This is a genomic window from Streptomyces sp. NPDC045701, from assembly GCF_056432045.1.
The window spans coordinates 1-21,016 of sequence record NZ_JBWKJV010000049.1; the positions used below are offsets into that span (position 1 = coordinate 1).

At 74.4% G+C, this 21,016-nt stretch carries 18 protein-coding genes; 6 read left to right on the top strand and 12 right to left on the bottom strand.

From position 1 onward, the window contains the following. Positions 1–183 precede the first annotated feature (183 nt). Complete coding sequence (locus AC07DW_RS29225; RefSeq protein ID WP_478860682.1) at positions 184–825, bottom strand: substrate-binding domain-containing protein; 642 nt, start codon at positions 823–825, stop codon at positions 184–186. 20 nt (positions 826–845) lie between these two features. Here AC07DW_RS29225 and AC07DW_RS29230 point away from each other — a divergent pair, with 20 nt between their 5' ends. The 3 genes from AC07DW_RS29230 (at position 846) to AC07DW_RS29240 (ending at position 5,925) form a co-directional block, all read left to right on the top strand. Further along, a complete protein-coding gene (locus AC07DW_RS29230; RefSeq protein WP_478860683.1) occupies positions 846–3,932 on the top strand; it encodes a non-ribosomal peptide synthetase in 3,087 nt (1,028 codons plus the stop codon). Between the two features lie 11 nt (positions 3,933–3,943). Beyond that, positions 3,944–5,176, top strand: a complete 1,233-nt coding sequence (locus AC07DW_RS29235; RefSeq protein WP_478860684.1) for a cytochrome P450 — start codon at positions 3,944–3,946, stop codon at positions 5,174–5,176. Between the two features lie 125 nt (positions 5,177–5,301). Further along, complete coding sequence (locus AC07DW_RS29240; protein ID WP_478860685.1) at positions 5,302–5,925, top strand: mycothiol-dependent nitroreductase Rv2466c family protein; 624 nt, start codon at positions 5,302–5,304, stop codon at positions 5,923–5,925. A gap of 50 nt (positions 5,926–5,975) precedes the next feature. On the opposite strand, the gene AC07DW_RS29245 is transcribed toward AC07DW_RS29240, so the two are convergent. The 3 genes from AC07DW_RS29245 to AC07DW_RS29255 all read right to left on the bottom strand — a co-directional run bounded on the left by AC07DW_RS29245 (position 5,976) and on the right by AC07DW_RS29255 (position 9,319). Beyond that, positions 5,976–7,904, bottom strand: coding sequence for an ABC transporter permease (locus tag AC07DW_RS29245; protein ID WP_478860686.1), 1,929 nt, complete (start codon positions 7,902–7,904; stop codon positions 5,976–5,978). Positions 7,905–7,998: 94 nt separating this feature from the next. Continuing rightward, on the bottom strand, positions 7,999–8,799 hold the full coding sequence (gene modA / locus AC07DW_RS29250; protein ID WP_478860687.1) for a molybdate ABC transporter substrate-binding protein: 801 nt from the start codon (positions 8,797–8,799) through the stop codon (positions 7,999–8,001). Between the two features lie 124 nt (positions 8,800–8,923). Continuing rightward, complete coding sequence (locus tag AC07DW_RS29255) at positions 8,924–9,319, bottom strand: TOBE domain-containing protein (RefSeq protein WP_478860688.1); 396 nt, start codon at positions 9,317–9,319, stop codon at positions 8,924–8,926. A gap of 386 nt (positions 9,320–9,705) precedes the next feature. Between AC07DW_RS29255 and AC07DW_RS29260 the strand changes: the two genes are divergently transcribed. Next, positions 9,706–10,977 carry a serine hydrolase domain-containing protein gene (locus tag AC07DW_RS29260; protein WP_478860689.1) on the top strand — a complete coding sequence of 424 codons (1,272 nt, stop codon included), beginning with the start codon at positions 9,706–9,708 and terminating at the stop codon, positions 10,975–10,977. A 265-nt stretch (positions 10,978–11,242) separates the two neighbouring features. Here the strand turns inward: AC07DW_RS29260 and AC07DW_RS29265 are convergent, their stop codons facing one another. The 5 genes from AC07DW_RS29265 to AC07DW_RS29285 all read right to left on the bottom strand — a co-directional run bounded on the left by AC07DW_RS29265 (position 11,243) and on the right by AC07DW_RS29285 (position 16,055). Further along, positions 11,243–12,661, bottom strand: coding sequence for a DEAD/DEAH box helicase (locus tag AC07DW_RS29265; protein ID WP_478860690.1), 1,419 nt, complete (start codon positions 12,659–12,661; stop codon positions 11,243–11,245). 122 nt (positions 12,662–12,783) lie between these two features. Further along, positions 12,784–13,722 (bottom strand): amino acid ABC transporter permease, encoded by a 939-nt coding sequence (locus tag AC07DW_RS29270; protein ID WP_478860691.1) that lies wholly within the window; start codon positions 13,720–13,722, stop codon positions 12,784–12,786. Next, entirely contained in the window at positions 13,719–14,384 is a 666-nt protein-coding gene (locus tag AC07DW_RS29275; RefSeq protein ID WP_478860692.1) for an amino acid ABC transporter permease, read from the bottom strand. The genes AC07DW_RS29270 and AC07DW_RS29275 overlap by 4 nt, the downstream gene beginning before the upstream one ends. Positions 14,385–14,394: 10 nt before the next feature. Then, positions 14,395–15,237, bottom strand: a complete 843-nt coding sequence (locus AC07DW_RS29280) for a glutamate ABC transporter substrate-binding protein (RefSeq protein WP_478860693.1) — start codon at positions 15,235–15,237, stop codon at positions 14,395–14,397. A 41-nt stretch (positions 15,238–15,278) separates the two neighbouring features. Further along, positions 15,279–16,055 (bottom strand): amino acid ABC transporter ATP-binding protein, encoded by a 777-nt coding sequence (locus AC07DW_RS29285; protein ID WP_478860694.1) that lies wholly within the window; start codon positions 16,053–16,055, stop codon positions 15,279–15,281. Between the two features lie 194 nt (positions 16,056–16,249). On the opposite strand from AC07DW_RS29285, the gene ppk2 reads away from it, so the two are divergent. Next, entirely contained in the window at positions 16,250–17,362 is a 1,113-nt protein-coding gene (ppk2, locus tag AC07DW_RS29290) for a polyphosphate kinase 2 (RefSeq protein ID WP_478860695.1), read from the top strand. A gap of 63 nt (positions 17,363–17,425) precedes the next feature. Here ppk2 and AC07DW_RS29295 read toward each other — a convergent pair whose 3' ends face one another. Both AC07DW_RS29295 and AC07DW_RS29300 read right to left on the bottom strand, forming a co-directional pair. After that, positions 17,426–18,031, bottom strand: a complete 606-nt coding sequence (locus AC07DW_RS29295; protein ID WP_478860696.1) for a hypothetical protein — start codon at positions 18,029–18,031, stop codon at positions 17,426–17,428. After that, positions 18,016–19,644 carry a serine/threonine-protein kinase gene (locus AC07DW_RS29300; protein ID WP_478860697.1) on the bottom strand — a complete coding sequence of 543 codons (1,629 nt, stop codon included), beginning with the start codon at positions 19,642–19,644 and terminating at the stop codon, positions 18,016–18,018. Before AC07DW_RS29300 ends, AC07DW_RS29295 begins: the two co-directional genes overlap by 16 nt. A 213-nt stretch (positions 19,645–19,857) precedes the next feature. Between AC07DW_RS29300 and AC07DW_RS29305 the strand changes: the two genes are divergently transcribed. Beyond that, positions 19,858–20,520 (top strand): hypothetical protein, encoded by a 663-nt coding sequence (locus AC07DW_RS29305; protein WP_478860698.1) that lies wholly within the window; start codon positions 19,858–19,860, stop codon positions 20,518–20,520. Here the strand turns inward: AC07DW_RS29305 and AC07DW_RS29310 are convergent. Next, the gene (locus AC07DW_RS29310) at positions 20,489–20,884 is read right to left on the bottom strand and encodes a hypothetical protein (RefSeq protein WP_478860699.1); all 396 of its coding nucleotides are present in this window, start codon (positions 20,882–20,884) and stop codon (positions 20,489–20,491) included. The two genes, AC07DW_RS29305 and AC07DW_RS29310, sit on opposite strands and share 32 nt — an antisense overlap. Between the last annotated feature and the right edge of the window lie 132 nt (positions 20,885–21,016).

Here is a 21,016-nt window from a genome sequence, read left to right on the forward strand (position 1 = left end):
CTGGTCCTCGTCCGCACGACGGCCTGCTGATCACCCACCAGCCGAACCACCAGGCCAAGACGGCCCGACCTCAATTTCCCCCAAGGTCGTAAGGACAACGGTGTCGCGGGTCTCATGGGGGCTCCTGGTGGATTGCGGCTCCGAAGACGTCGTTGAGAAAGCGCTTGCTACGCTAGGTATGGGTCATGGGCACGTCAATACCGCTGCACCGACGGATCGACGGGCGGTGCGCGGACGACCGCACCAGGGGGGATTGCAAGCGCGTTCTACTCCCGGGTACGTGTCCGTCGGCGGACGGCGCACGGCAGCGGAGTCGTCGAACCCGGCGAGCGACACGTCCGCGGGAACCGTCACCCCCGCCGGGGCGCGGGCCCCGATGGCTCCGAGGGCCGGCGGGTCGCTCGCGCACACAATGCCGGCGCCCCCCGGTCCAGGAGGCGCGCGGCCGCGGCCTGCCCTCCTTCGAGCGGGAAGATGGCCGGCCGGTCCGGCGTGTCCCCACCGGTCCACCGCTCCTCGTGCCGGATCTCTCCCGCGCCCCGCCCGCCGGCCGGGAACTTGCGAAAGTCCGCGCGGCGAACCGTTACGCGTTGCGAGGGTTCCCCCGCTGTTCCGGCAGGTGCGGCCCGTCGCCGGTGCCGTGGAGCCTTTGCCGCGGCCCCGCGGGGCGCCGCCCGGCGACCGTACGATCACGTCGCCCACGAACAGGGCGGGACCAGAGGCGGCGAGCCGGGGAAGGCCGCCGGGAGGGGAGCGGGCGGATGACTCCGGACGGCACCGCACGGGATGCCATCGCGTACGGGAGCGGCCACCCGCCGCCCGCACGCCCCGCCATGGAGGCCGGCGTGGAGGTTCGCCCTTACGGGCGGCCGCTGGCGGAGCTGTTCGCGGAACAGGTGCGCCGGCACCCGCGGCGGTGCGCGGTGGCGGGCCGGGAGGTGAGCCACACGTACGCCGAACTGGCCGGGCTCGCCCGCCGGTTCGCGCGGGGGCTCGCCGGGGCGGGGGCGGGTGCGGGCGATGTCGTGGGCATCGTGGGGCCGCGCGGGCCGGAGTCGTGCGTGGCGATGGTGGGCGCGGCCCTGGCGGGGACGCCCTACCTGCCGCTGGACGCCTCGCTGCCGGCCGACCGGCTGCGCGGCATGGTCGCGGACGCCGGTGCGGCGGTGGTCGTACGGCTGCCGGGGGCGGACCGGCCCGACGTGGGGCCGGTGCGGGTGCTGGACTACCGGGACGTGCTGGACGTGCCGCGCGATCCCGGTGCGGGGGCGGGCGGCGGGTCACCTTCGCCGGGTACGGCAACGGCCGGGCCGGCGCCCGCGTACGTGATGTTCACCTCCGGCACCACCGGCCGGCCCAGGGCGGTAGCCGTCCCGCAGCGCGGGGTGGCCAGACTGGCCCTGGCGAACGGCTTCATGGACGTCCGCCCCGACGACCGGGTGCTGCACGCGGCGGCGCTCTCGTTCGACGCCTCGGTGCTGGAGGTGTGGCCGGCCCTGCTGAACGGCGCCTGTCTGGTGCCGGCCCCCTCCGAGGTGCTGCTGGCGCCGCACGCGCTGCACCGGCTCGTCACGCAGGAGGGCATCACCGTCCTGTTCCTGACCACGAGCGTCTTCCACCTGGTGGCGCGGGAGCGGCCGGAGACGTTCGCGGGGCTCCGTCACGTGGTGACGGGCGGCGAGGCGCTGCGGCCCGACGCGGCCCGGCGGGTCCTCGAACTGGGCAGGCCCCACCACCTGGTCAACGCCTACGGACCGACCGAGGCGGCCTGTGTCGCCCTCGCCCACGACGTGACGCGGGTACCGGCCGACGCGACGTGCGTCCCCGTCGGCCGCCCGATCGCCGACACCGTCGTGCACGTCCTGCGCGAGGACGGCAGCCCCGCGGCGGCCGGCGAGGTGGGCGAGCTGTACATCGGCGGTGACGCGGTCGCCCCCGGCTACCTCAACGACCCGGACGAGACGGCCCGCCGCTTCCTCACCCTGGACCCGGCTTCCGCCTCGGCCCCGGTCGCGGGCCCCGGCGTCCGCCCCGGCGTCGCCCGGCCGCGCGTCTACCGCAGCGGTGACTTCGTACGCCGCCGGGCCGACGGGCTGATCGAGTTCTGCGGACGCCGCGACGACCAGGTCAAGGTCCGGGGTTTCCGGGTCGAGCCGGAGGAGGTCCGCACCGCCCTGGCCCGTCACCCCGCCGTCGCGGACGCCGTCGTCGTGGCGCGCGAGGACGGCACCAGCCGCGGTCTGTGCGCGTACGTGACCCCGAGTGATCCCGGCCGGTCCCCCACCGCGCCGGAGCTGCGGGCGTTCCTCGCCGAGGCGCTGCCGGCCTTCATGGTCCCGGCCACCGTCACGGTGCTGGACCGGCTGCCCCTGGCCCCGAACGGCAAGGTGGACCGCGCCGCGCTGCCGGACCCGGCGGTGGCGCCGCCCGCCGCCGCGTACCGCGACGACGAGGGGTCGCCGGCGGGCGTCGTGGCGGCGGCGTGGGCGTCGGTGCTGCCGCTCGGCCGGGCCGAACCGGACGACGACTTCTTCACGTGCGGCGGCAGCTCCCTGCTGGCCGTACGGCTCGTGGCCCGCGTCCGGCAGCGGCTCGGCATCGACCAGCGGCACAGCTACGACCTGGTCACCAGACTGCTGGGCGAGCCCACGGTGAAGGCGTTCACCGCCGCCGTCCAGGAGGTCGTCGACACCCCCGGCTTCCCGGGGCAAGCCGTCGCGGAGGACCGCTGGCGGCCCGACCTGCGCTGGGCCGTGCCGCCGGTGGCCCGCGCGGGCCCGCGCCCGGCGTGGCGGGCGCCCCGGCACGTGTTCCTGACCGGGGCCACCGGGTTCGTCGGCGCCCACCTGCTGCGCGAGTTGCTCGACCGCACGAACGCGGTGGTGCACGCGCTGGTCCGGGCGCGGGACACCACGCACGCCGCGGAGCGCCTCGCCCTGGCCCAGGCGCGGTTCGGCATCGCACGGCCGCTGCCCGCGCACCGGGTGCGCCCGCTCGTCGGGGACCTCACCCTGCCCCGGCTCGGGCTGAGCGCGCGCGACTGGGCGGAACAGGCGGGCGGCGCCGACGTCGTCCACCACTGCGGCGCCGAGGTCAACTTCCTCTACCCGTACGAGAAGCTGCGCGCCGCCAATGTGTACGGCACCCGGGAGGTCATCGCCCTGGCCGCCCGGCGCGGCGTCCCGCTGCACCACGTGTCGACCGTGGCGGTGGTCCACGGCATGGGCGCCGCCGGGGTGCGGTACGTCACCGAGGAGACGCCGCTCAGCCATGTCGAGCTGCTGTCCATGGGCTACACCGAGAGCAAGTGGGTCGCCGAGGAACTCGTACGGGGTGCCGCCCGCGCCGGGCTGCCGGTGGCCGTCCACCGCCCGCACGAAGTCTCGGGCGACACCACCGGCCACACCTGGAACAGTGGTGCGGCGCTCTGCGAGTTGTTCCGGATCATCACCGAGCTGCGGCTGGCGCCCGACCTCGCGCTCCCCCTCGACCTGGTGCCGGCCGACTTCGTCGCGGGGGCCGTCGTCCACCTCGCCACGCACCGCGCGGCGACCGGGCAGACGTACCACCTGACCAACCCGCGGCCCGCGATGCTCGGCGCGATGGTGGACCGGCTGCGGGCCCACGGGCACCCGATCCGCACGGTCGGCCACCGGGAGTGGGTCGACGCCATGGTGGCCCACCTCGCGCGGCGGCCGTCGCACCCCTTCGGCCCGTTCGCCGAGCTGTTCACCAGGGAGGCCGCCGTCGGCGGGCTCACCGTCGAGGAGCTGTCCACCGCCGGTCGCGCCCCCGGGCTGGACCGCGGCCGGCTCGAAGCCGACCTGGCCGGGAGCGGGCAGGTCTGCCCGCCGGTCGACGCGCGGCTCCTGGACCACTACGTCCGCTACTTCCACGCCTCCGGCTTCATCCCCGCGCCCGCCGCCCCCTGAGAGGACGACCGATGTCCGCCCTCCCCCCGACCGTCCCGGACCTGACGGACCCCCGTACCTTCCTCCCCGAGCCGCCCCACGGGGTGTGGGCCGCGCTGCGGCGCCGCGAAGCGCCGCACTTCCAGGACCGGCGGGGCGCGCCCGGGTTCTTCTCGGTGACCCGGTACGCGCACGTCGACGCGGTGCTGCGGGACTCGGCGACCTTCAGCTCCGAGTGGGGCATGACGCTGGACACCGCGCTCGGCGAGCGGGACACGGCGGCCGGCCGGATGATCGAGCTTACCGACCCGCCGCACCACCAGCGCCTGCGCCGGCTGGTCAGCGGCGGGCTGACCCGCTCGGCGGCGCACGCGATGGACGGGGTGCTGCGGGGCCACGTCCAGCGGTGGGTGGAACGGGCGGTACGGGAGGGGGAGACCGACTTCGTGGGGGCCGTCGCGGCCCGGGTGCCCGCGGCGGCGACCGGCCTGCTGCTGGGCCTGCCCGAGCCGGAGTGGCGGCCCCTGTCCGAGCTGGCGAGCCGAGCCGTGTGCGGTTCGCTCATGGAGCACGACGAGGAGGCGGGCGACCTGACGGCCCGCCGCCGGTCGACTACCGCCGCCAACGGCCGGCTGCTGACGCACCTGGCGGTGCTCCTGGAGGACGAGGCCGCCCTCGCCGGCGACGGGCTGGTGCGGCGGCTGCTGGCGGCCGACATCGACGGGGACCGGCTGACCGGCGAGGAAGTGCTCCTCAACTGCCTGAACCTCGCCATCGGGGGCAACGAGACCACCAAGAACGCCACGGCCGCCGGCGTGGCCGCGTTCGCCCGGCACCCCGAGCAGTGGCAGTGGCTGCGCGGGCACCCCGAGCACCTGGACCGCGCGGTGGAGGAGGTCCTCCGCCACACCACTCCGCCGCTGCACCTGGTCCGTACGGTGACGCGCCCGACGGTGCTCGGCGGGACACCCCTCGAACCGGGCGACCTGCTGTGCCTGTGGCTGCCGTCCGCCAACCGGGACGCGGACGTCTTCCCCGACGCGGACGCCTTCCGCGTCGACCGCGCCGCCAACCCGCACCTGTCCTTCACGAGCGGACGGCACTTCTGCATGGGCGCCGCCCTCGCCCGTACCCAACTGCGCCTGGTGTTCGGGGCCCTGCTGGCGCGGGTGGACCGGCTCCGCCTGCTGGGCTCCCCCGCCCGCCGGGCGTCCAACTTCGTCGCCGCCTACGACAGCCTGCCGGTCGCCCTCACCGCCGCCTGACGCGAGGGGGCGGCGGGACAGCCGCGCAGGTGGCGCGGCGGGAAGCGTACGAGGCCAAGTGGCCCAGCGCTCCGCACCGGGAATGGCCCGGGCCACCGCGGCCGGCGCGTGACAGCCTTCCCGCCATGAGCACCGAGCGACAGCACGCACCCACCGTGGACTTCTGGTTCGACCCGGCCTGCCCCTTCGCCTGGATCACCTCCCGCTGGATCCTGGAGGTCGAGCGCCACCGCCCCCTCGACGTCCGCTTCCACGTCATGAGTCTGTACCTGCACAACGCCGGCAACGACCTGCCCGACTGGTACCGGGACCTGGTCGACCGGTCCGTCGGTCCGGTCCGGGTCGCGGCCGCCGCCGCCGAGCGGTACGGCGAGGGGGTGCTGCGGGACCTCTACACGGCCCTCGGCACCCGTGTCCACCAGGACAGGAACCAGGACTTCGACGCCGTGGTCACCGACGCCCTGGCCGCGCTGGGCCTGCCCGCCGGCCTCGCGGCGGCGGCGCACGACCCGGCCCTCGACACCGCCGTCCGGCGCAGCCACGACGCCGGACGGGACCCGGCGGCCGACGCGTACGTGGGCACGCCCACCCTGCACGTCGACGGCGCGGTCTGGTTCGGCCCGGTCCTCAACTCGGTGCCTCGCGGCACCGAGGCGGTGCGTCTCTTCGACGCGTTCCGCACCCTCGCGGGACACGCGGACTTCTTCGAGCTGAAGCGCACCCGGACGGGCAGCCTGAGCTTCGCCTGACCGGCGGGCTGCTTCCCGTGCCCGTCCGGTGTCCCCGGGCGCGCGGGCCCCTAGCGGGGTACGAGGGCCACCTCGGTCGCCTTGACCGCCGTGAACACCGGTGTGCCGTCGGCCAGGCCCAGGTCGGCCGCCGCCGCGGGGGTGATCTCGGCGACGAGGTCCGGGGCGTCGTCGGAGGTGACCAGGACCCGCATCCGGCTGCCCACGGCCGTGATCTCCCGTACGGTGCCGGGCCAGGCGTTGCGCGGGCTGCCGGTGGGCCGGTCGCGGTGCAGGGACACCGCCTCGGGGGCGATGATCGCGAGGGCCTCGGTGCCCTCGGGGAGCGGTTCCGCGGCCACCACGGTGGTGGGCCCGCCCACCGGCGCGAGGCCGTCGGCGGTGGCGGTGCCCGGCCAGGCGTTGCGGCCGAGCATGCGGGCCACCCAGGGCGAGCGGGGGTGCCGGGTCACCTCGGCCGGGGAGGCGTCCTGGAGCGCGCGGCCGTCCTCCAGGACCAGGACGCGGTCGGCGAGCGAGACGGCCTCCACCGGGTCGTGGGTGACGATGAGGCAGACCCCGCCGAAGCCGTCGAGGTGGCGGCGCAGGGCGTGGCGGACGTGGGCGCGGGTGGTCTGGTCGAGGGCGGCGAGCGGCTCGTCCAGGAGCAGCAGCCGGGGCCGGGCGGCGAGCGCGCGGGCCAGGGCGACGCGCTGGGCCTGGCCGCCGGACAGCTGGGCGGGGCGGCGGTGGGCGAGGTGGCCGACGCCGAGGCGGTCCAGCCACCGCTGGGCGGCCTCGCGCGCCTCGTCGCGAGGTACGCCGTGGGCGCGCAGTCCGTACGCGGTGTTGGCCAGCGCGGACAGGTGCGGGAACAGGGCGCCGTCCTGTGGGACCCAGGCGACACCGCGCCGGTGCGGCGGGAGGCCGGTGACGTCGGTGTCGCCGAGCGTCAGCCGGGCGTGGGCCCGGTCGGTCAGGGCGAGCAGGGCGCGCAGGAGGGTCGACTTGCCGGCGCCGTTGGGGCCGACGACGGCGACGGTGGTGCCGGGCGGGGCGTCCAGGACGAGGTCGGTGAAGCCGGTGACCTCGGCGCGCAGGGACCAGGAGCCGGAGTCCGCGGGGGCGTCGGCCGTCGGCTCCGGCCGTCGCGGGGCGGCGCGGTCGTCGCCGTCGGGGCGTTCGCCGCCGGCCGCCGGGGCGTGTCCGCGCGGCGCGGTGGACCACCGGCCGCGCAGGGCGACGAGGACGGCCATCGCGATGGCGAGCAGCAGCAGCGAGACGGACGTCGCGGCCTCCGGCCGGTCCTGGAGGAGGAGGTACACCTGGAGGGGCAGCGTCTGGGTGCTGCCGGGCAGGTTGCCCGCGAAGGTGATGGTGGCGCCGAACTCGCCGAGGGCCCGCGCCCACGTCAGCGCGGCGCCCGCCGCGAGTCCGGGGGCGACGATCGGCAGGGTCACGGTGCGGAAGACCCGGAGCGGCGGCGCGCCGAGGGAGGCCGCGGTCTCCTCGTACCGCCGGTCGAGCCCGGCGAGCGCGCCCTCCAGGCTGATGACGAGGAACGGCATGGAGACGAACGTGGCGGCGACGACCGCGCCGGACGTGTGGAACGGCAGGGTGATGCCGAACCAGTCCTCCAGCCACGGTCCGAGCACGCCCCGGCGGCCGAACGCGAGCAGCAGCGCGACCCCGCCCACGGTCGGGGGCAGCACCATGGGCAGCAGGACCAGCGACCGGACCAGCGCCTTGCCGGGGAAGGAGACCCGGGCCAGCAGCCAGGCGAGGGGCACGCCCAGCAGCAGGGACAGGCCCAGGGACCAGCAGGACACGACGAGCGACAGCTTCAGCGCCTCGACGGCCTGCGGGGTGGTGAGGTGCGCGCCGAGTTCGCCCCAGGAGGTGCGGGCGAGGATCCCGACCAGGGGCAGCGACAGCAGGGCGACGGCCGCGAGCGCGGGCAGCGCCAGGGTGACGGGCGTGCGCGGGGTGAGGCGTCTCATCGGTGTCCTGGGGTGGGGTGTTCGGCCGGTGGTGCGCGGCGCGGGGGCCTCCGTTCCTCTCGGGCGGGCGGTCCCCACGCGTCGGGGGCGGGGGCTACGGCTGCTGGAAGCCCGCCTCTCCGAGGATCTTCCGCGCCTCCGGGCCGGAGAGCCAGGCGACGAACGCGGCGGCGGCCCCGGCGTTCGCGGAGCCCTTCAGCGCGGCGGCGGGGTACTCGGCGACCGCGTTCTGCGCGTCGGGGATCGTGACGGCGTCGACCTTGTCCGGGGCGGTGCCGGCGTCGGTCGCGTAGACCAGCCCCGCGTCGGCCTCGCCCAGCTCGACCTTGCTGAGGACGGCACGGACGCTGGGCTCCTGGGACACCGGCTTCACGGTGACGCCCTGCGCGTCGAGGATCTTCGCGCTGTACTTGCCGGCCGGCACCTCGGGGGCGGCCAGCACCACCTTGAGCCGCGGATCACCCAGGTCCCTCAGGGTGGCGACCTTCCTGGGGTTGCCCTCGGCGGTGGCGATGACGAGCCGGTTCTTCGCGATGACGGTGGGGGCTTCGACCTCCTCCTTCACGCCGTCCATGCTCCGGGTGTCGGCGGTGACCAGCGCGTCGGCCGGGGCGCCCTGCCTGACCTGGGCGATCAGTTCCTGTGAGCCGGCGAAGGAAAAGGTGATCGTCGTGCCGGGGTGGGACTTCTCGTACGCGGCGCCCGCGGTCGTGAAGACCTCGGTGAGCGACGCCGCGGCCAGAACGGTGAGGTGCGCCTTCGGGGCCGCGGAGTCGCCGCTCCTCGACGCCGGGGCGTCCTTCTCCCCGCCGGCGCAGGCGGCCACGGGGGCCAGCAGGGCGGTGGCGAGGATGGCGGTCAGGGCGCGGCGGGTGGCCGTGGTGATGCGGGGCATGGAGTCGACTCCTGGGTGGCGTGGGCGTGGCGGGCGGCGATCGGCGCGCCCGGCCTCGCGGGGGTGCGGGCCGGCCGCACCGGGCACGATCGGCGCCGCCGCGGGTGGGACCAAGGGGGCGTGGTCAGACGCGGTCGATGTGCACGCTGGTCGACTTCACGCGGGCGGTGGCCCGCATGCCGACCTCCAGCCCCAGTTCCTCGACGGCCTCGCGGGTGAGCAGGGAGACGAGTCGGTGCGGCCCGGCCTGGATCTCGACCTGGGCCGCGACATCGCCGAGCTTCACGGCGGTGACGATGCCGGGGAAGGCGTTGCGGGCGGTGGTGTACGAACCGTCTTCCTCTCCGGGGCCACCCTGGGCGACCTCGATCGAGAAGGCCGCGAGGTCCCGTCCGTCGATGAGGCGGCGGCCCGCTTCGTCGCGGTGAGTCGGGACCCGGCCGGCGTCCGCCCAGCGCCGCGCGGTGTCCGGGCTGACGCCCAGCAGCCGTGCGGCCTGGCCAATGGTGTAGGACTGCATGTGCGACACGCTAGGGCCCTGAAGGCCGCGTGTGCAATTGTCTGAGGCTTTCTCCATGGCAGATGCGACCCCTTGGGAGGATGTGCCGAGGGCCCGCCCCCATGGGACGGGAGCGGACGGCGGCGCGGTGGACCGCACCCCGGCCCGCCGGCACCGGGGGTGTGGGAGAGCGGGCCCGGCCGGTCCGTCCGCCACCCGCTCGCGTCCGGGAGCTGACCTCGGGTCAGAAAGGTGCGTTCGCGACGGTCATGTCGGGAACCGACCGGGCGCGTTGAGACTCATGGTCGATGAGTAGGGGAGTCGGCGCGCGCACGAGCGCCGGCGTCCCCTCGGTTTCCGCGCGTACGCCCTCGGGCGTGCCGTACCGATCGAGTCGAGGACCTGACGTGACTGTGTCACCGCACCGACGCCTGGTGGTAAGCGCCACCCTGATCGCCGCGATCGTGGGCGGGACGGCTTCCGCCACCGCCGCCCCCGCCGCGCCCGCCCGGCCCGCAGCGCCTTCCGCTCCCGCTTCCGCCGCAGCCCGCACGGCCGAGCCCGCTCCCGACATGGAGGGCGTGGTCGCGGCGCTGAACGCCGCCATGGCCAACGGCGCGCCCGGCGCGATGGCCCGCCTCACCGGCCCGGACGGAGTGCGGACGCGGGCGGTCGGGGTCAGGGACCGGGTGTCGGGCGCGGCGATGGACACCCGTGCGCGCTTCCGCATCGGCAGCGTAAGCAAGACCTTCTCCTCGGTGGTGCTGCTCCAGCTCGTGGACGAGGGGGCGGTGGAGCTCGACGCTCCGGTGAACCGGTACCTGCCGGGCCTGCTGCCGGACGACCGGATCACCGTGCGCCACCTCCTGACGCATCGCAGCGGGCTGGCGGACTACACCGACAAGATGTTCGCCCATACCGTGCCCGGCTTCGAGGCGGTGCGGAACCGGGTGTTCGGCTACCAGGAGCTCCTGGACCTCTCACTCGCCGAGCCCCGCACCACCGAGCCCGGCGCCGCGTACAAGTACTCGAACGCCAACTTCGTGGTGGTGGGCATGCTTATCGAGAAGGTCACCGGCAAGGCGGTGGGCCGCGAGTACGAGCGCCGCATCATCGAGCCGCTGCGGCTGCGCAACACCTCGTACGTGCACCCCGACACCCGCATCAAGGGCGTGCACGTGCGCGGCTACCTGCACCCCGACGAGGCCGGCGCGCCGCTGGTCGACTCCACGGAGCAGACGCTCTCCTGGGCGCAGTCGGCCGGGGCGGTCATCTCCGACCCGGCGGACCTGAACACCTTCATGACCGCGCTGATGCGCGGCAGGCTGCTGTCGCCGCGGATGCTGGAGGCCATGACCACGGTCACGCCGACGGACACCACGAACACCCGCTTCTACGGGCTCGGCCTGCGCCGGTACGACCTGTCGTGCGGCATCGGGGTGTACGGACACACCGGCACCGTGCAGGGCTACTACACCTACGCCTTCGCGACCCGCGACGGCCGGCGCAGCCTCTCGGCGATGGCGAACACCTCCAACCGGGGGGCGGCCAACACGGCGCTCGGCGGGACGCTGGAGGCGGCGTTCTGCGGGAAGAAGCCGGCCGCGGCGGCTTCGTCGCGCGCCGCGCGGAGCGTACCGGCGCTGCCGGCCGAGGCGGATCTGCCCGAGCGCCGCTGAGTCCGGCCGCGCGGCGGCGCGGCGACGGTGCGACCGCGAGACCCGGAACCCCCGCGTCCGGACCCGGAACGATGAGTTCCGCCCGGCCGCGGGGGTCTGCTCGTGCCGGGGCGCGGTGTGACGGTACGGGGGGGCTGCCGAGGTGGCCCGACGCTTCCCCGCGGGTGTTGGGGCTCGGCCGCCGGGCCGGGGAGGGCACGCGTCACGCCCGGCGCGGCGCCGGGGCGCGACGCGCCCGTACTCGACGCGGGTCCGGGCGCCGCTGTCAGCGGGCCTTGCGGGCCTGGGCGGCGCGCCGGGCCTCCGCCAGCTTGCGGGCCTCGGCGGACCTGCGGGTCTCCTTCGGGGGGCGGCCCGTCCGGGTGCCCATGCCCTGGAAGGGCGCGCCGGCGGTCTTCGTCCTGTTCCCGGCCGGCGGGCGCTTGGCCCCGGTGATGCGGGTCAGCGCCTCCTCGCCGGACCGCACCTGGGTGACGGTCGCCCGGACCCCGGCGTCCGACAGCATGCGGCTCACGTCCCGACGCTGACCCGGAGTGACGAGGGTGACCACGCTGCCCGACTCGCCCGCGCGCGCCGTGCGCCCGCCGCGGTGCAGGTAGTCCTTGGCGTCGGCGGGCGGGTCGACGTTGACGACCAGGTCGAGGTCGTCGACGTGGATGCCGCGGGCGGCGACGTCGGTGGCCACCAGTACCGTCACCGCGCCCTCCCGGAACTGTGCCAGGGTGTGCGTGCGCTGCGGCTGGGACTTCCCGCTGTGCAGGGCGGCGGCCCGTACGCCGCTGTCGCGCAGATGGCGGGCGAACCGGTCCACGCCCAGCTTGGTGTCCAGGAACATCAGCACCCGACCGTCCCGGGCCGCGATCTCCGTGGCGGTGGCGTACTTGTCGGCCGGGTGGACGTGCAGCACATGGTGCTCCATCGTCGTGACCGAGCTTTCCACCTGGTCGACGGAGGCGAACACCGGGTCGTGCAGGTAGTGCCGGACCAGGTGGTCGACGTTGCGGTCGAGGGTGGCGGAGAACAGCAGGCGCTGCCCTTCGGCGGGAGTGTGGTCCAGGATCTCGGTGACCTGGGGCAGGAAGCCCAGGTCGCACATCTGGTCCGCCTCGTCCAGCACCGTGATCCGCACGTGGTTCAGGTGGCAGTCCCGCCGGCCGACCAGGTCGGCCAGCCGGCCGGGGGTGGCCACCACGACCTCGGCGCCGGCCTTGACGGAGGCCGCCTGCTTCCCGATCGACAGCCCGCCCACCACGGTCGTGAGCCGCAGCCCCAGCACCTGCGCGTAGGGCGCCAGCGCGTCGCTCACCTGCTGCGCGAGTTCCCGGGTCGGTACGAGGATCAGCGCCAGGGGCCGCTTGGACTCGGCGCGCCGGCCCGCCGTGCGGGTGAGCAGTGCGAGCCCGAACGCCAGCGTCTTGCCCGAACCGGTCCTCGCACGGCCCAGGACGTCGCGCCCCGCGAGGGCGTTCGGCAGGGTGGCCGACTGGATCGGGAAGGGCTCCCGTACCGAGAGGCCGGTCATGGCCGCCACCAGCTCGCCCGGCAGGTCCAGCTCGGCGAAGGAGGCGGCGGGCGGCAGGCCCGGGATCACCGTGTCGGGCACCGACAGCTCGCCCCGTGGCGCCCGATCACGGCCGGTCCTGCCCGCGCCGGGGCGGCCGGGGGCTGATGACGTCGCGTTCATGGGGAACCTTCCTCGATCCTGCGCCCGGAGCGGCCGGCGCCGGAATGGGCCGGGGCCCGTACCTGCGTGCGGTACGGGCCCCGGCTGCGTCTGAGCGTTGGAGCACATCCTACCCGCGCCCGTCACTTCGTGTCGTCCGCCCGCATGCCGGCCCGTACGTCCGCCGGGCCGGCGTGCTCGCCCGGTGTCGCGAGTTCCTCGACCGCGTCGACCCGGACCACCGCGCCGGTCGACCGCTTGGCGCGCCGCAGTCTGCGCTCCAGCCAGGCGGCGAAGGTGGTGAGCGCGAAGTTGAGGGCGACGAAGACGACGGCCACGACGGTGAAGCTGGCGATGGTGTTCGCGCCGTAGTTCGCGCTCATCGGCCGGACGGAGGCGAGCAGCTCGGAGAAGTTGAGCAGCGCGCCGCCGAGCGCGGTGTCCTTGACGATGACGACGAGCTGGCTGACCAGCGCCGGGAGCATGGCGGTGACGGACTGCGGAAGCAGTACGTGGGTCATGGTCTGGCCCTTGCGCATGCCGATCGCCTTGGCCGCGTCGGTCTGCCCCCTGGGCAGGGCCAGGATGCCGGCCCGTACCACCTCGGCCAGGACCGAGGCGTTGTAGAGGACGAGTCCGGTGACGACCGCGTACAGGGGGCGGGTCTCCGGGCTGATGTCGGTGAACTCGGCGTAGGCGGCGTTGGCGAAGAGCATCAGGATGAGGACCGGGATGGCGCGGAAGAACTCCACCCCCGCGCCGGCCGCACCGCGCACCCACGCGTGGTCGGAGAGCCGGCCGATGCCGAGGAGCGCGCCGAGCGGCAGGGCGATGGCCATGGCGAGAGCGGCGGCGATCACCGTGTTCCTGAGGCCGGGGAGGATGTACGTGGTCCACGTCCGGACGTCCGTGAAGAAGGGCTCCCACTTGGACCATTCGAGCTGGTTCTTGTCGGCGAGGCTCCGCAGGACCCACCAGATCAGCAACGCGAGGGCCAGCAGGAACAGCACGGTGTACACGACGTTGCGGCGGCGGGCCCGCGGGCCCGGGACGTCGTACAGGGCGGACGGCCGGCTCTTCATCGCCTCACCGCGACCTTCTTGCTCACCCATCCGAGGAGGAGGCCGGTCGGGAGGGTGAGGCAGATGAAGCCGAACGCGAAGGTCACGGAGATGAGGATCAGCTGGGCCTCGTTCTCGATCATCTCCCGCATCAGCAGGGCGGCCTCGGCGACGCCGATCGTGGCGGCCACGGTGGTGTTCTTGGTGAGGGCGATGAGGACGTTGGCCAGCGGTCCCACGACCGACCGGAACGCCTGGGGCAGCACGATCAGCCGCAGCACCTGCGGGAAGCTCAGGCCGATGGCGCGGGCCGCCTCGACCTGGCCGGCCGGGACGGTGTTGATGCCGGACCTGAGCGCCTCGCAGACGAAGGCGGAGGTGTAGGCGATCAGGCCGAGCACGGCGAGCCGGAAGTTGATGCCGGTGAAGTCCTTGGCGCCGAGGCCGACGCCCAGCGTCTGGAACAGTCCGAGCGAGGTGAAGACGATGATCACGGTGAGCGGGATGTTCCGCACGATGTTGACGTAGGTGGTGCCGAAACCCCGCATCAGGGGGACGGGGCTGACCCGCATCGCGGCCAGCAGCGTCCCCCAGACCAGGGAGCCGATCGCGGAGTAGACGGTGAGCTGCACCGTCACCCAGAAGGCTCCCAGCAGGTCGTACCCCTCAAGGAAGTCGAACACGTCGGCTCACTCACTTGACGATGGTGCCGATCTTCGGGGCGGGCTCGCTCCGGTAGCCGGCCGGACCGAAGTTCTTCTCCACGGCCTTGTCCCAGCTACCGTCCGAGACCATCTTCTCCAGGGCGCTGTTGATCCTCTCCTTCAGTTCGCTGCCCTTCTGGACACCGATGCCGTAGTTCTCGTTGCTCATCTTGAAGCCGCCGAGCTTGAACTTGCCCCGGAACTGGTCCTGCGCGGCGTAGCCCGCGAGGATCGAGTCGTCGGTGGTGACCGCGTCGATCACGCCGTTCTCCAGGCCGGTCAGGCACTCCGAGTAGCCGCCGTACTCCTGGAGCTGGGCGTCGGGTGCGAGTTTCGTCTTGACGTTCTGCGCGGACGTGGACCCGGTGACCGAGCAGAGCTTCTTGTTGTTCAGGTCGGAGGGCTTGGTGATGGACTTGTCGTCGGCGCGGATCAGGACGTCCTGGTGCGCCAGCAGGTACGGACCGGCGAAGTCGACCTTCTTCGCCCGCTCGTCGTTGATGGAGTAGGAGGCCGCGATGAAGTCGACGTCGCCGCGCTGGAGCATGGTCTCGCGGTCGGCGCTCTTCGCCTCCTTCCAGACGATGTCGCCGGGTTGGTGGCCGAGCTGCCGGGCGACGTAGGTCGCCACGTCGACGTCGAACCCGGTGTACGACCCGTCCGGGGTCTTCAGTCCGACACCGGGCTGGTCGAACTTGATGCCGATGTTGATCTTGCCGGCGTCCCCTTCCGATCCGCCGTCCCCGCCGTCGCCGCAGGCGGCGGCGGAGAAGGAGAGGGCGAGCGCGGCGGCCACGGCCACACCGGCCTTGCTGAGCTTGTGCGGGTTCATGATGATCACCCCTGGAGGTGGAGCGCGCGGCGGAGCGCGGTTCAGTGGTGCAGGATCTTCGACAGGAAGTCCCTGGCCCGGTCGCTGCGCGGATTGCTGAAGAACTGGTCCGGTGTGGTCTCCTCCACGATCCTGCCGTCCGCCATGAACACCACGCGGTGTGCGGCGGAGCGGGCGAAGCCCATTTCGTGGGTGACGACCACCATGGTCATCCCCTCCCGGGCGAGTTGCTGCATGACCTCCAGGACCTCGTTGATCATCTCGGGGTCGAGGGCGGAGGTCGGCTCGTCGAAGAGCATCACCTTCGGCTCCATGGCCAGCGCCCGGGCGATGGCGACGCGCTGCTGCTGACCGCCCGAGAGCTGCGCCGGGTACTTGTCGGCCTGAGAGGCGACACCCACCCGGTCGAGCAGTTCGCGGGCCCGCCGCTCGGCGGCCTTCTTGTCCTTCTTGCGTACCTTGATCTGGCCGAGGGTGACGTTCTCCAGCACCGTCTTGTGGGCGAAGAGGTTGAACGACTGGAACACCATGCCGACGTCGGCGCGCAGGGCGGCCAGCTCCCTGCCCTCGGCGGGCAGGGGCCTGCCGTCGATGAGGATCTCGCCGGAGTCCACGGTCTCCAGTCGGTTGATGGCGCGGCACAGGGTCGACTTGCCGCCGCCGGACGGGCCGATCACCACGACGACCTCGCCGCGGCCGACGGTCAGGTCGATGGACCGGAGCACGTGCAGCGCACCGAAATGCTTGTCGACGTTCTTCAGTACGACGAGCGCGTCGGCGTACCGGGCGTCGTCCTTGGCGCCGTCCCGGACGGGCATGGCCCCCTCCTGGGTCCCGTTTCCCCGTTGGTCACTTCATTCACGTTCATGCTCCGCCCTCCGCCGCTCCGCTGCACCCCGGGAGGGTGCGGCGAACGGGGTGGGCGAGGAGGTGGGCGGGGGCGCGACGGCCTGGGGGGGCGGCGATCCGGGCGGCGTGCGGTGATCCGGGCGGGTCCGGGTATGGGTGGGACATGGTGGACAACGATCCGGAGCGGCCGCAGGATCTCCTGGCGGGCCTGAGCGTGGATGACAGCCGACCGGAGCAGCCGGTGCTGCTGGACTCGGCGGGCGCACCGATCCGTACGTGGCGGGAGAACTACCCGTACGACCGGAAGATCCGGCGGGCGGAGTACGAGCGGACCAAGCGCATCCTGCAGATCGAGCTGCTGAAACTGCAGCGCTGGGTGAAGGACACCGGAGCCCGCCTGGTGGTGATCTGCGAGGGGAGGGACGCGGCGGGCAAGGGCGGCACGATCCAGCGGTTCACCGAGCGGCTCAATCCCCGGGGTGCCCGGATCGTCGCGCTGGACAAGCCGACCGAGCGGGAGGCCGGCCAGTGGTACTTCCAGCGGTACGTCGCCCACCTGCCGGGGGCCGGCGAGATCGTCTTCTTCGACCGCTCCTGGTACAACCGGGCGGGCGTGGAGAAGGTCATGGGCTTCTGCAGCGACGAGCAGTACGAACGGTTCCTGCGCCAGTGCCCGCTCTTCGAGTCGATGCTCGTGCAGGACGGGATCCTGCTGGTGAAGTTCTGGTTCTCGGTGTCGCGCGCCGAGCAGCGCACCCGTTTCGCGATCCGTCAGGTCGACCCGGTACGGCAGTGGAAGCTGTCGCCGACCGACCTGGCGTCCCTCGACCTGTGGGACGCGTACACGACCGCCAAGGTCACGATGTTCCGGGCGACCGACACGGAGCACGCGCCGTGGACGGTGGTGAAGAGCAACGACAAGCGGCGGGCGCGTCTGGAGGCGATACGCAGCCTGCTCTGGCGCATCGACTACGGCAACAAGGACGTGGCGGCCGTCGGCGAGCCGGATCCGCTGATCGTCGGTGCCGCCGACACCCTCCTGGAGCCCGGCGAGGAACCGGCCGACCTCTCGCCCACCCCGCTGGCCGGTCCCCCGGCCCGGCCGGGGCACCACCCCGGCCGGCCCGGCGGGGAGACCGCCTCCGGTGCGGATTCCGGTGCGGGCCCGGATTCCGGTGCGGGCCCGGATTCCGGTGCGGGCCCGGGTTCCGGTGCGGGCCCGGGTTCCGGTGCGGGTTCCGCGCCTGAACCGGGGGCCGCTTCCGGTTCCGGCTGAGCCGCCGCACGCGCACCGCCTCGCCCCGCCCCCGCTCGTCACGGGGGACGCGCGGGCCGGCGGCTACCCGGCGCAGTGGTACGTGAACCGTGCGAACGCCGTGCGCTCGGCGGGTTCCAGCAGCTCCAGCCGGGCCTCGGCCGGGTAGTGACCCGGGCCCTGGAAGGTCCACAACAGGTGCAGCGTGACCTCCCGGCGGCCCTGCGGCATCCGCTCGGTCAGCCGCTCGGAACGGGTGCCGTCGCTGCGGAGCCACCGGTAGGTCAGGGTCCCCGGGCGGCCGTTCGTCCGGACGACGGCCACCACGTCGGCCGCGGCCCCGCAGGCGGGTCCGGCCGGGTCGGCCGTCACGGCCACGTCGTGGACCTCGACGCCCGGCCCGTGGCGCTGCCAGGCGAGGTGGCCGAGGACCAGGACCAGGACGGCCGCCGCGAGCGCGTACCGGCGCGGGCCGGCGCGCCGCGGGGCGGGCGCGGGCCCCGGGACCACCGGGAAGGTCGCCACGGCGGCGGCGGTGACCCCGGGCCCGAAGCGCAGCACGGAGCCGTCGGCCCGGTCGGGCGCGACGAGGGTCCGCACGAGCGGTGCGGGCGGTACGGGCGGTCCGCTGATCCAGTCGCTGCCGAGGGCGGTGGCGCTGTAGTCGTCGTCGTTCACCGGATCTCGCACCGCCTGATGAGGATCTCCCGGGTGGCGGCACCGTTGTCGGCCGCCGGGGTCGTCGTGGCGCGCACGCCCCAGTAGCAGCCCTGGCCCGAGAAGGTCAGGGTCCGGGTGTTCGCCGCCGTGCCGGCGGGGAAGGTCAGAGAGCCCTCGGACGCGCCGGGCGTGCCCCGTGCGTCGCTGCTGAACCACTCCAGCAGGACGGTCGCCGGGCCGGAGGCGTCGACGGACAGCGTCACCTGGGCCGCCGTGACGTCGGTCTGCCGGAACGAGGTGACGGCGACCGCCTTCACGGTCGCCGACGGGGACGGTGGCACGGTGGTCGGCGGTGCCGTCGTCGGCCCGGTGTCCGCCGGTGTGGTGGTCGTCGGGGCCGACGGGGGGCTGGGCAGGGGCGCCGGGGGGCCGGCCGAGGTGGACACCGGCGCCGGCGCGGAGGGCGTACCGGCCGGCGCGGAGGGGGAGGCAGAACCCGGCTCCGGGGCCGACGACGACGGTGACGAGGACGTCGCGGACGACGACCCCGGCGGGGGCGGCGCAGGGTGGCCCGGGCCGCCCGCGAGCGGCAGGGCGCGGGTCGTCGCCGACACGCTTCCCGCCGCCACCCCGTCCGTCCGCTCCAGAGCCCCGGCCTGCGTCAGGATCAGCAGCAGCCCCAGGGCGAGCGCCGCGCCGGCCCCCAGCCAGCCGCTCCTCCCCGGCGCCCACAGCGAGGTCGTGGCGAAGGCCGTGGCCGACGCCGACGAGCCGCCCGCCGAGGGGAACAGCAGCGGCAGCAGCGCGGCGAGCGCCGCCAGTTTGCGCTGACCGCGCTCCTCCCAGTCCGGTCCGTACGCCGCGCGGGCCAGGTCCTCCAGCTCGGCCACGAACGCCTCGGCGTCCACCGGGCGTTCCTCGGGCCGCTTGGCGAGACCCCGGCGGATGAGCGGACGTACCGCTTCCGGGGCCTCGGTCTCGGGAACCGGTGCCTCGATGTGCTGGAGGGCCAGTTCCGCGAGGTTCTGACCGGTGAACGGCTTGCGTCCGGTCAGGCACTCGTAGAACGTGGCGGTCGCCGCGTACACGTCCGCCGCCGGTGAGGCGGGCCGCCCCTGCCACTGCTCGGGGGCCATGTACGCGGGCGTCCCGGCCACGCCGGGTGTGGTGCCGTGGTCGGCGGCGATGCCGAAGTCCACCAGCTTGGACGAGCCGTCGGCCGCGACCAGGACGTTCTCCGGTTTGTAGTCGCGGTGCACCACCCCCGCCCGGTGGGCGGCGGCCAGGCCCAGCAGCGAGCCCTTGAGCACGACCAGGGCGGCCTCGGGGTCGGTGCTCCCCGACCGCCTGAGCACCGCGCGCAGGGCGATGCCGTCCACCAGCTCCATCACGATGGCGGCACCGCCGGGCGCCTCCACGTATTCGTACAGCTGGACCAGGTACGGCGACCGCAGCGCGCCGAGCAGCCGGGCCTCGGCCCGGAACTGCCCCACGAACGCCGGGTCCCGGCGCAGGCGGTCGCCGAGGTACTTCACCGCGACGGGGGTGCCGGTCCCGTCGTGCACCGCCAGTACCACCCGGCCGCTGGCGCCCGAGCCCAGTTCTCCGGTCTCCGTGTAGCCGGGGACCACCCACGCGTTCATCTTTCCGTCCCCCCTGCCGCGGCCCTTCACCCCCTGGGACACGAACGAGCCGTGGCCGGTTCCCGAACGTGCCGTCCGCGCGGTCCGCGGCTCGCACTCGGCGTGCGAGCGGCGGACCGCCGGGAAGCGGAGCGGGCGCGGCCGGTGGACGGGCCACCCCCGGAGGTGGCGCGCCGGTCGTCTACGGTGATCGCTGCCCCCGGAAGGAGACCCATGGCCGCCCCGCCCAGCCCCGACACCGACACCGACACCGACACCGACACCGACAAGGAACTCGCCCGCCAGTGGCTCGTCGCCCACGGCGCGACGTGCGACGCCGAGGGCGTCTGGCGGGACCCGGCGTTTCCGGGCGCGCCTCTGACCGCCCGTCAGTCCGCGCTTCTGTGGGCGGACCTGGCGATGGAGACCGCCGGGCCGGGCGCCGGGGAGACCGTACGGGTCGTCCTCGGCCTCATGGACCTGTGCGCCGAACCGGGCGTGACCGCGGTGTTCTCCGCGTGGACCGACGCCTACGAGGAGACCCGGGAGCACCTCTGGGCCGCGTACCGGCCCCGCCTGGAGGCGGTGGAAGAACCTCACGGAGTACTGGAGTCGCTCGCCCACTGGTTCGAGGACGGCTTCTGCGCCTCCCACTGCTTCCACGGCGTCCTGGGCGGCGAGGCCGGGTCCCTGTCCGCCCGGTTGCGACCGGACGCGCCGGGCCGCGACGGGCTGCTGCGCCGCACCCGGCGCGTGCTGTCGGTCGCGGCACCCCTGCCCCGGGCGGTCCTGGAGCCCGTGTACGAGGCGGTGGCCGGCGTCCCGGAACTGCGCGCCCTGTCGGCGGCTCGCGACGGTGCGGGCGTCAGGGGATCATCACGCAGTGGTTCTCGATGACCCTGCCGCTGCGGTCCAGCCCCCCGCAGACCGCCAGCCGCGGGTAGGCCCTGATCTCCCGGTTGACGACGAACCTCCACCGCGTCACGCCGGCCTTGCTCGCCCGGTGGTCGCCCACGAAGGCGCGCAGCGTCCCCGGCAGGCCGTCCCGGGTCGTGACCGTGATGTCCTGCACGTAGTCACGCCCCTGATAGGCGGTGGCCACGCAGATGTAGCGGCCGCACGTGGACTTGACCTCCGCGCTCGCCGGTGGCGCGGTCGCCAGCCCCAGCGCGCACGCGGCGGCGAGCGCGACCGCCGTCGCCACCGCCCGCCGCCCCGTCGGCGACACCGGCCGGACCGTCTTCTGGCGCGCGTACCTCACGGGGCCCCCTCGGCCTGCTCACGTCGGCTGACTGCACGACTCCCCCACTGTCGCGGGCCGGGCCCGGGGCCGCAATGCCCGGGACGGGGCGCCTTGGGGTACGCCGGCGGGCGCGCGGGCGCGAGCGGGGCC

What these genes read in the sequence shown, in the direction of transcription:
- AC07DW_RS29245 (WP_478860686.1), bottom strand. Translation starts at nt 7,904, where the DNA reads ATGAGACGCCTCACCCCGCGCACGCCCGTCACCCTGGCGCTGCCCGCG.
- AC07DW_RS29270 (WP_478860691.1), bottom strand. Translation starts at nt 13,722, where the DNA reads ATGAAGAGCCGGCCGTCCGCCCTGTACGACGTCCCGGGCCCGCGGGCC.
- AC07DW_RS29305 (WP_478860698.1), top strand. Translation starts at nt 19,858, where the DNA reads ATGGCCGCCCCGCCCAGCCCCGACACCGACACCGACACCGACACCGAC.
- modA (WP_478860687.1), bottom strand. Translation starts at nt 8,799, where the DNA reads ATGCCCCGCATCACCACGGCCACCCGCCGCGCCCTGACCGCCATCCTC.
- AC07DW_RS29265 (WP_478860690.1), bottom strand. Translation starts at nt 12,661, where the DNA reads ATGAACGCGACGTCATCAGCCCCCGGCCGCCCCGGCGCGGGCAGGACC.
- AC07DW_RS29285 (WP_478860694.1), bottom strand. Translation starts at nt 16,055, where the DNA reads ATGCCCGTCCGGGACGGCGCCAAGGACGACGCCCGGTACGCCGACGCG.
- AC07DW_RS29300 (WP_478860697.1), bottom strand. Translation starts at nt 19,644, where the DNA reads ATGAACGCGTGGGTGGTCCCCGGCTACACGGAGACCGGAGAACTGGGC.
- AC07DW_RS29280 (WP_478860693.1), bottom strand. Translation starts at nt 15,237, where the DNA reads ATGAACCCGCACAAGCTCAGCAAGGCCGGTGTGGCCGTGGCCGCCGCG.
- ppk2 (WP_478860695.1), top strand. Translation starts at nt 16,250, where the DNA reads ATGGTGGACAACGATCCGGAGCGGCCGCAGGATCTCCTGGCGGGCCTG.
- AC07DW_RS29255 (WP_478860688.1), bottom strand. Translation starts at nt 9,319, where the DNA reads ATGCAGTCCTACACCATTGGCCAGGCCGCACGGCTGCTGGGCGTCAGC.
- AC07DW_RS29235 (WP_478860684.1), top strand. Translation starts at nt 3,944, where the DNA reads ATGTCCGCCCTCCCCCCGACCGTCCCGGACCTGACGGACCCCCGTACC.
- AC07DW_RS29240 (WP_478860685.1), top strand. Translation starts at nt 5,302, where the DNA reads ATGAGCACCGAGCGACAGCACGCACCCACCGTGGACTTCTGGTTCGAC.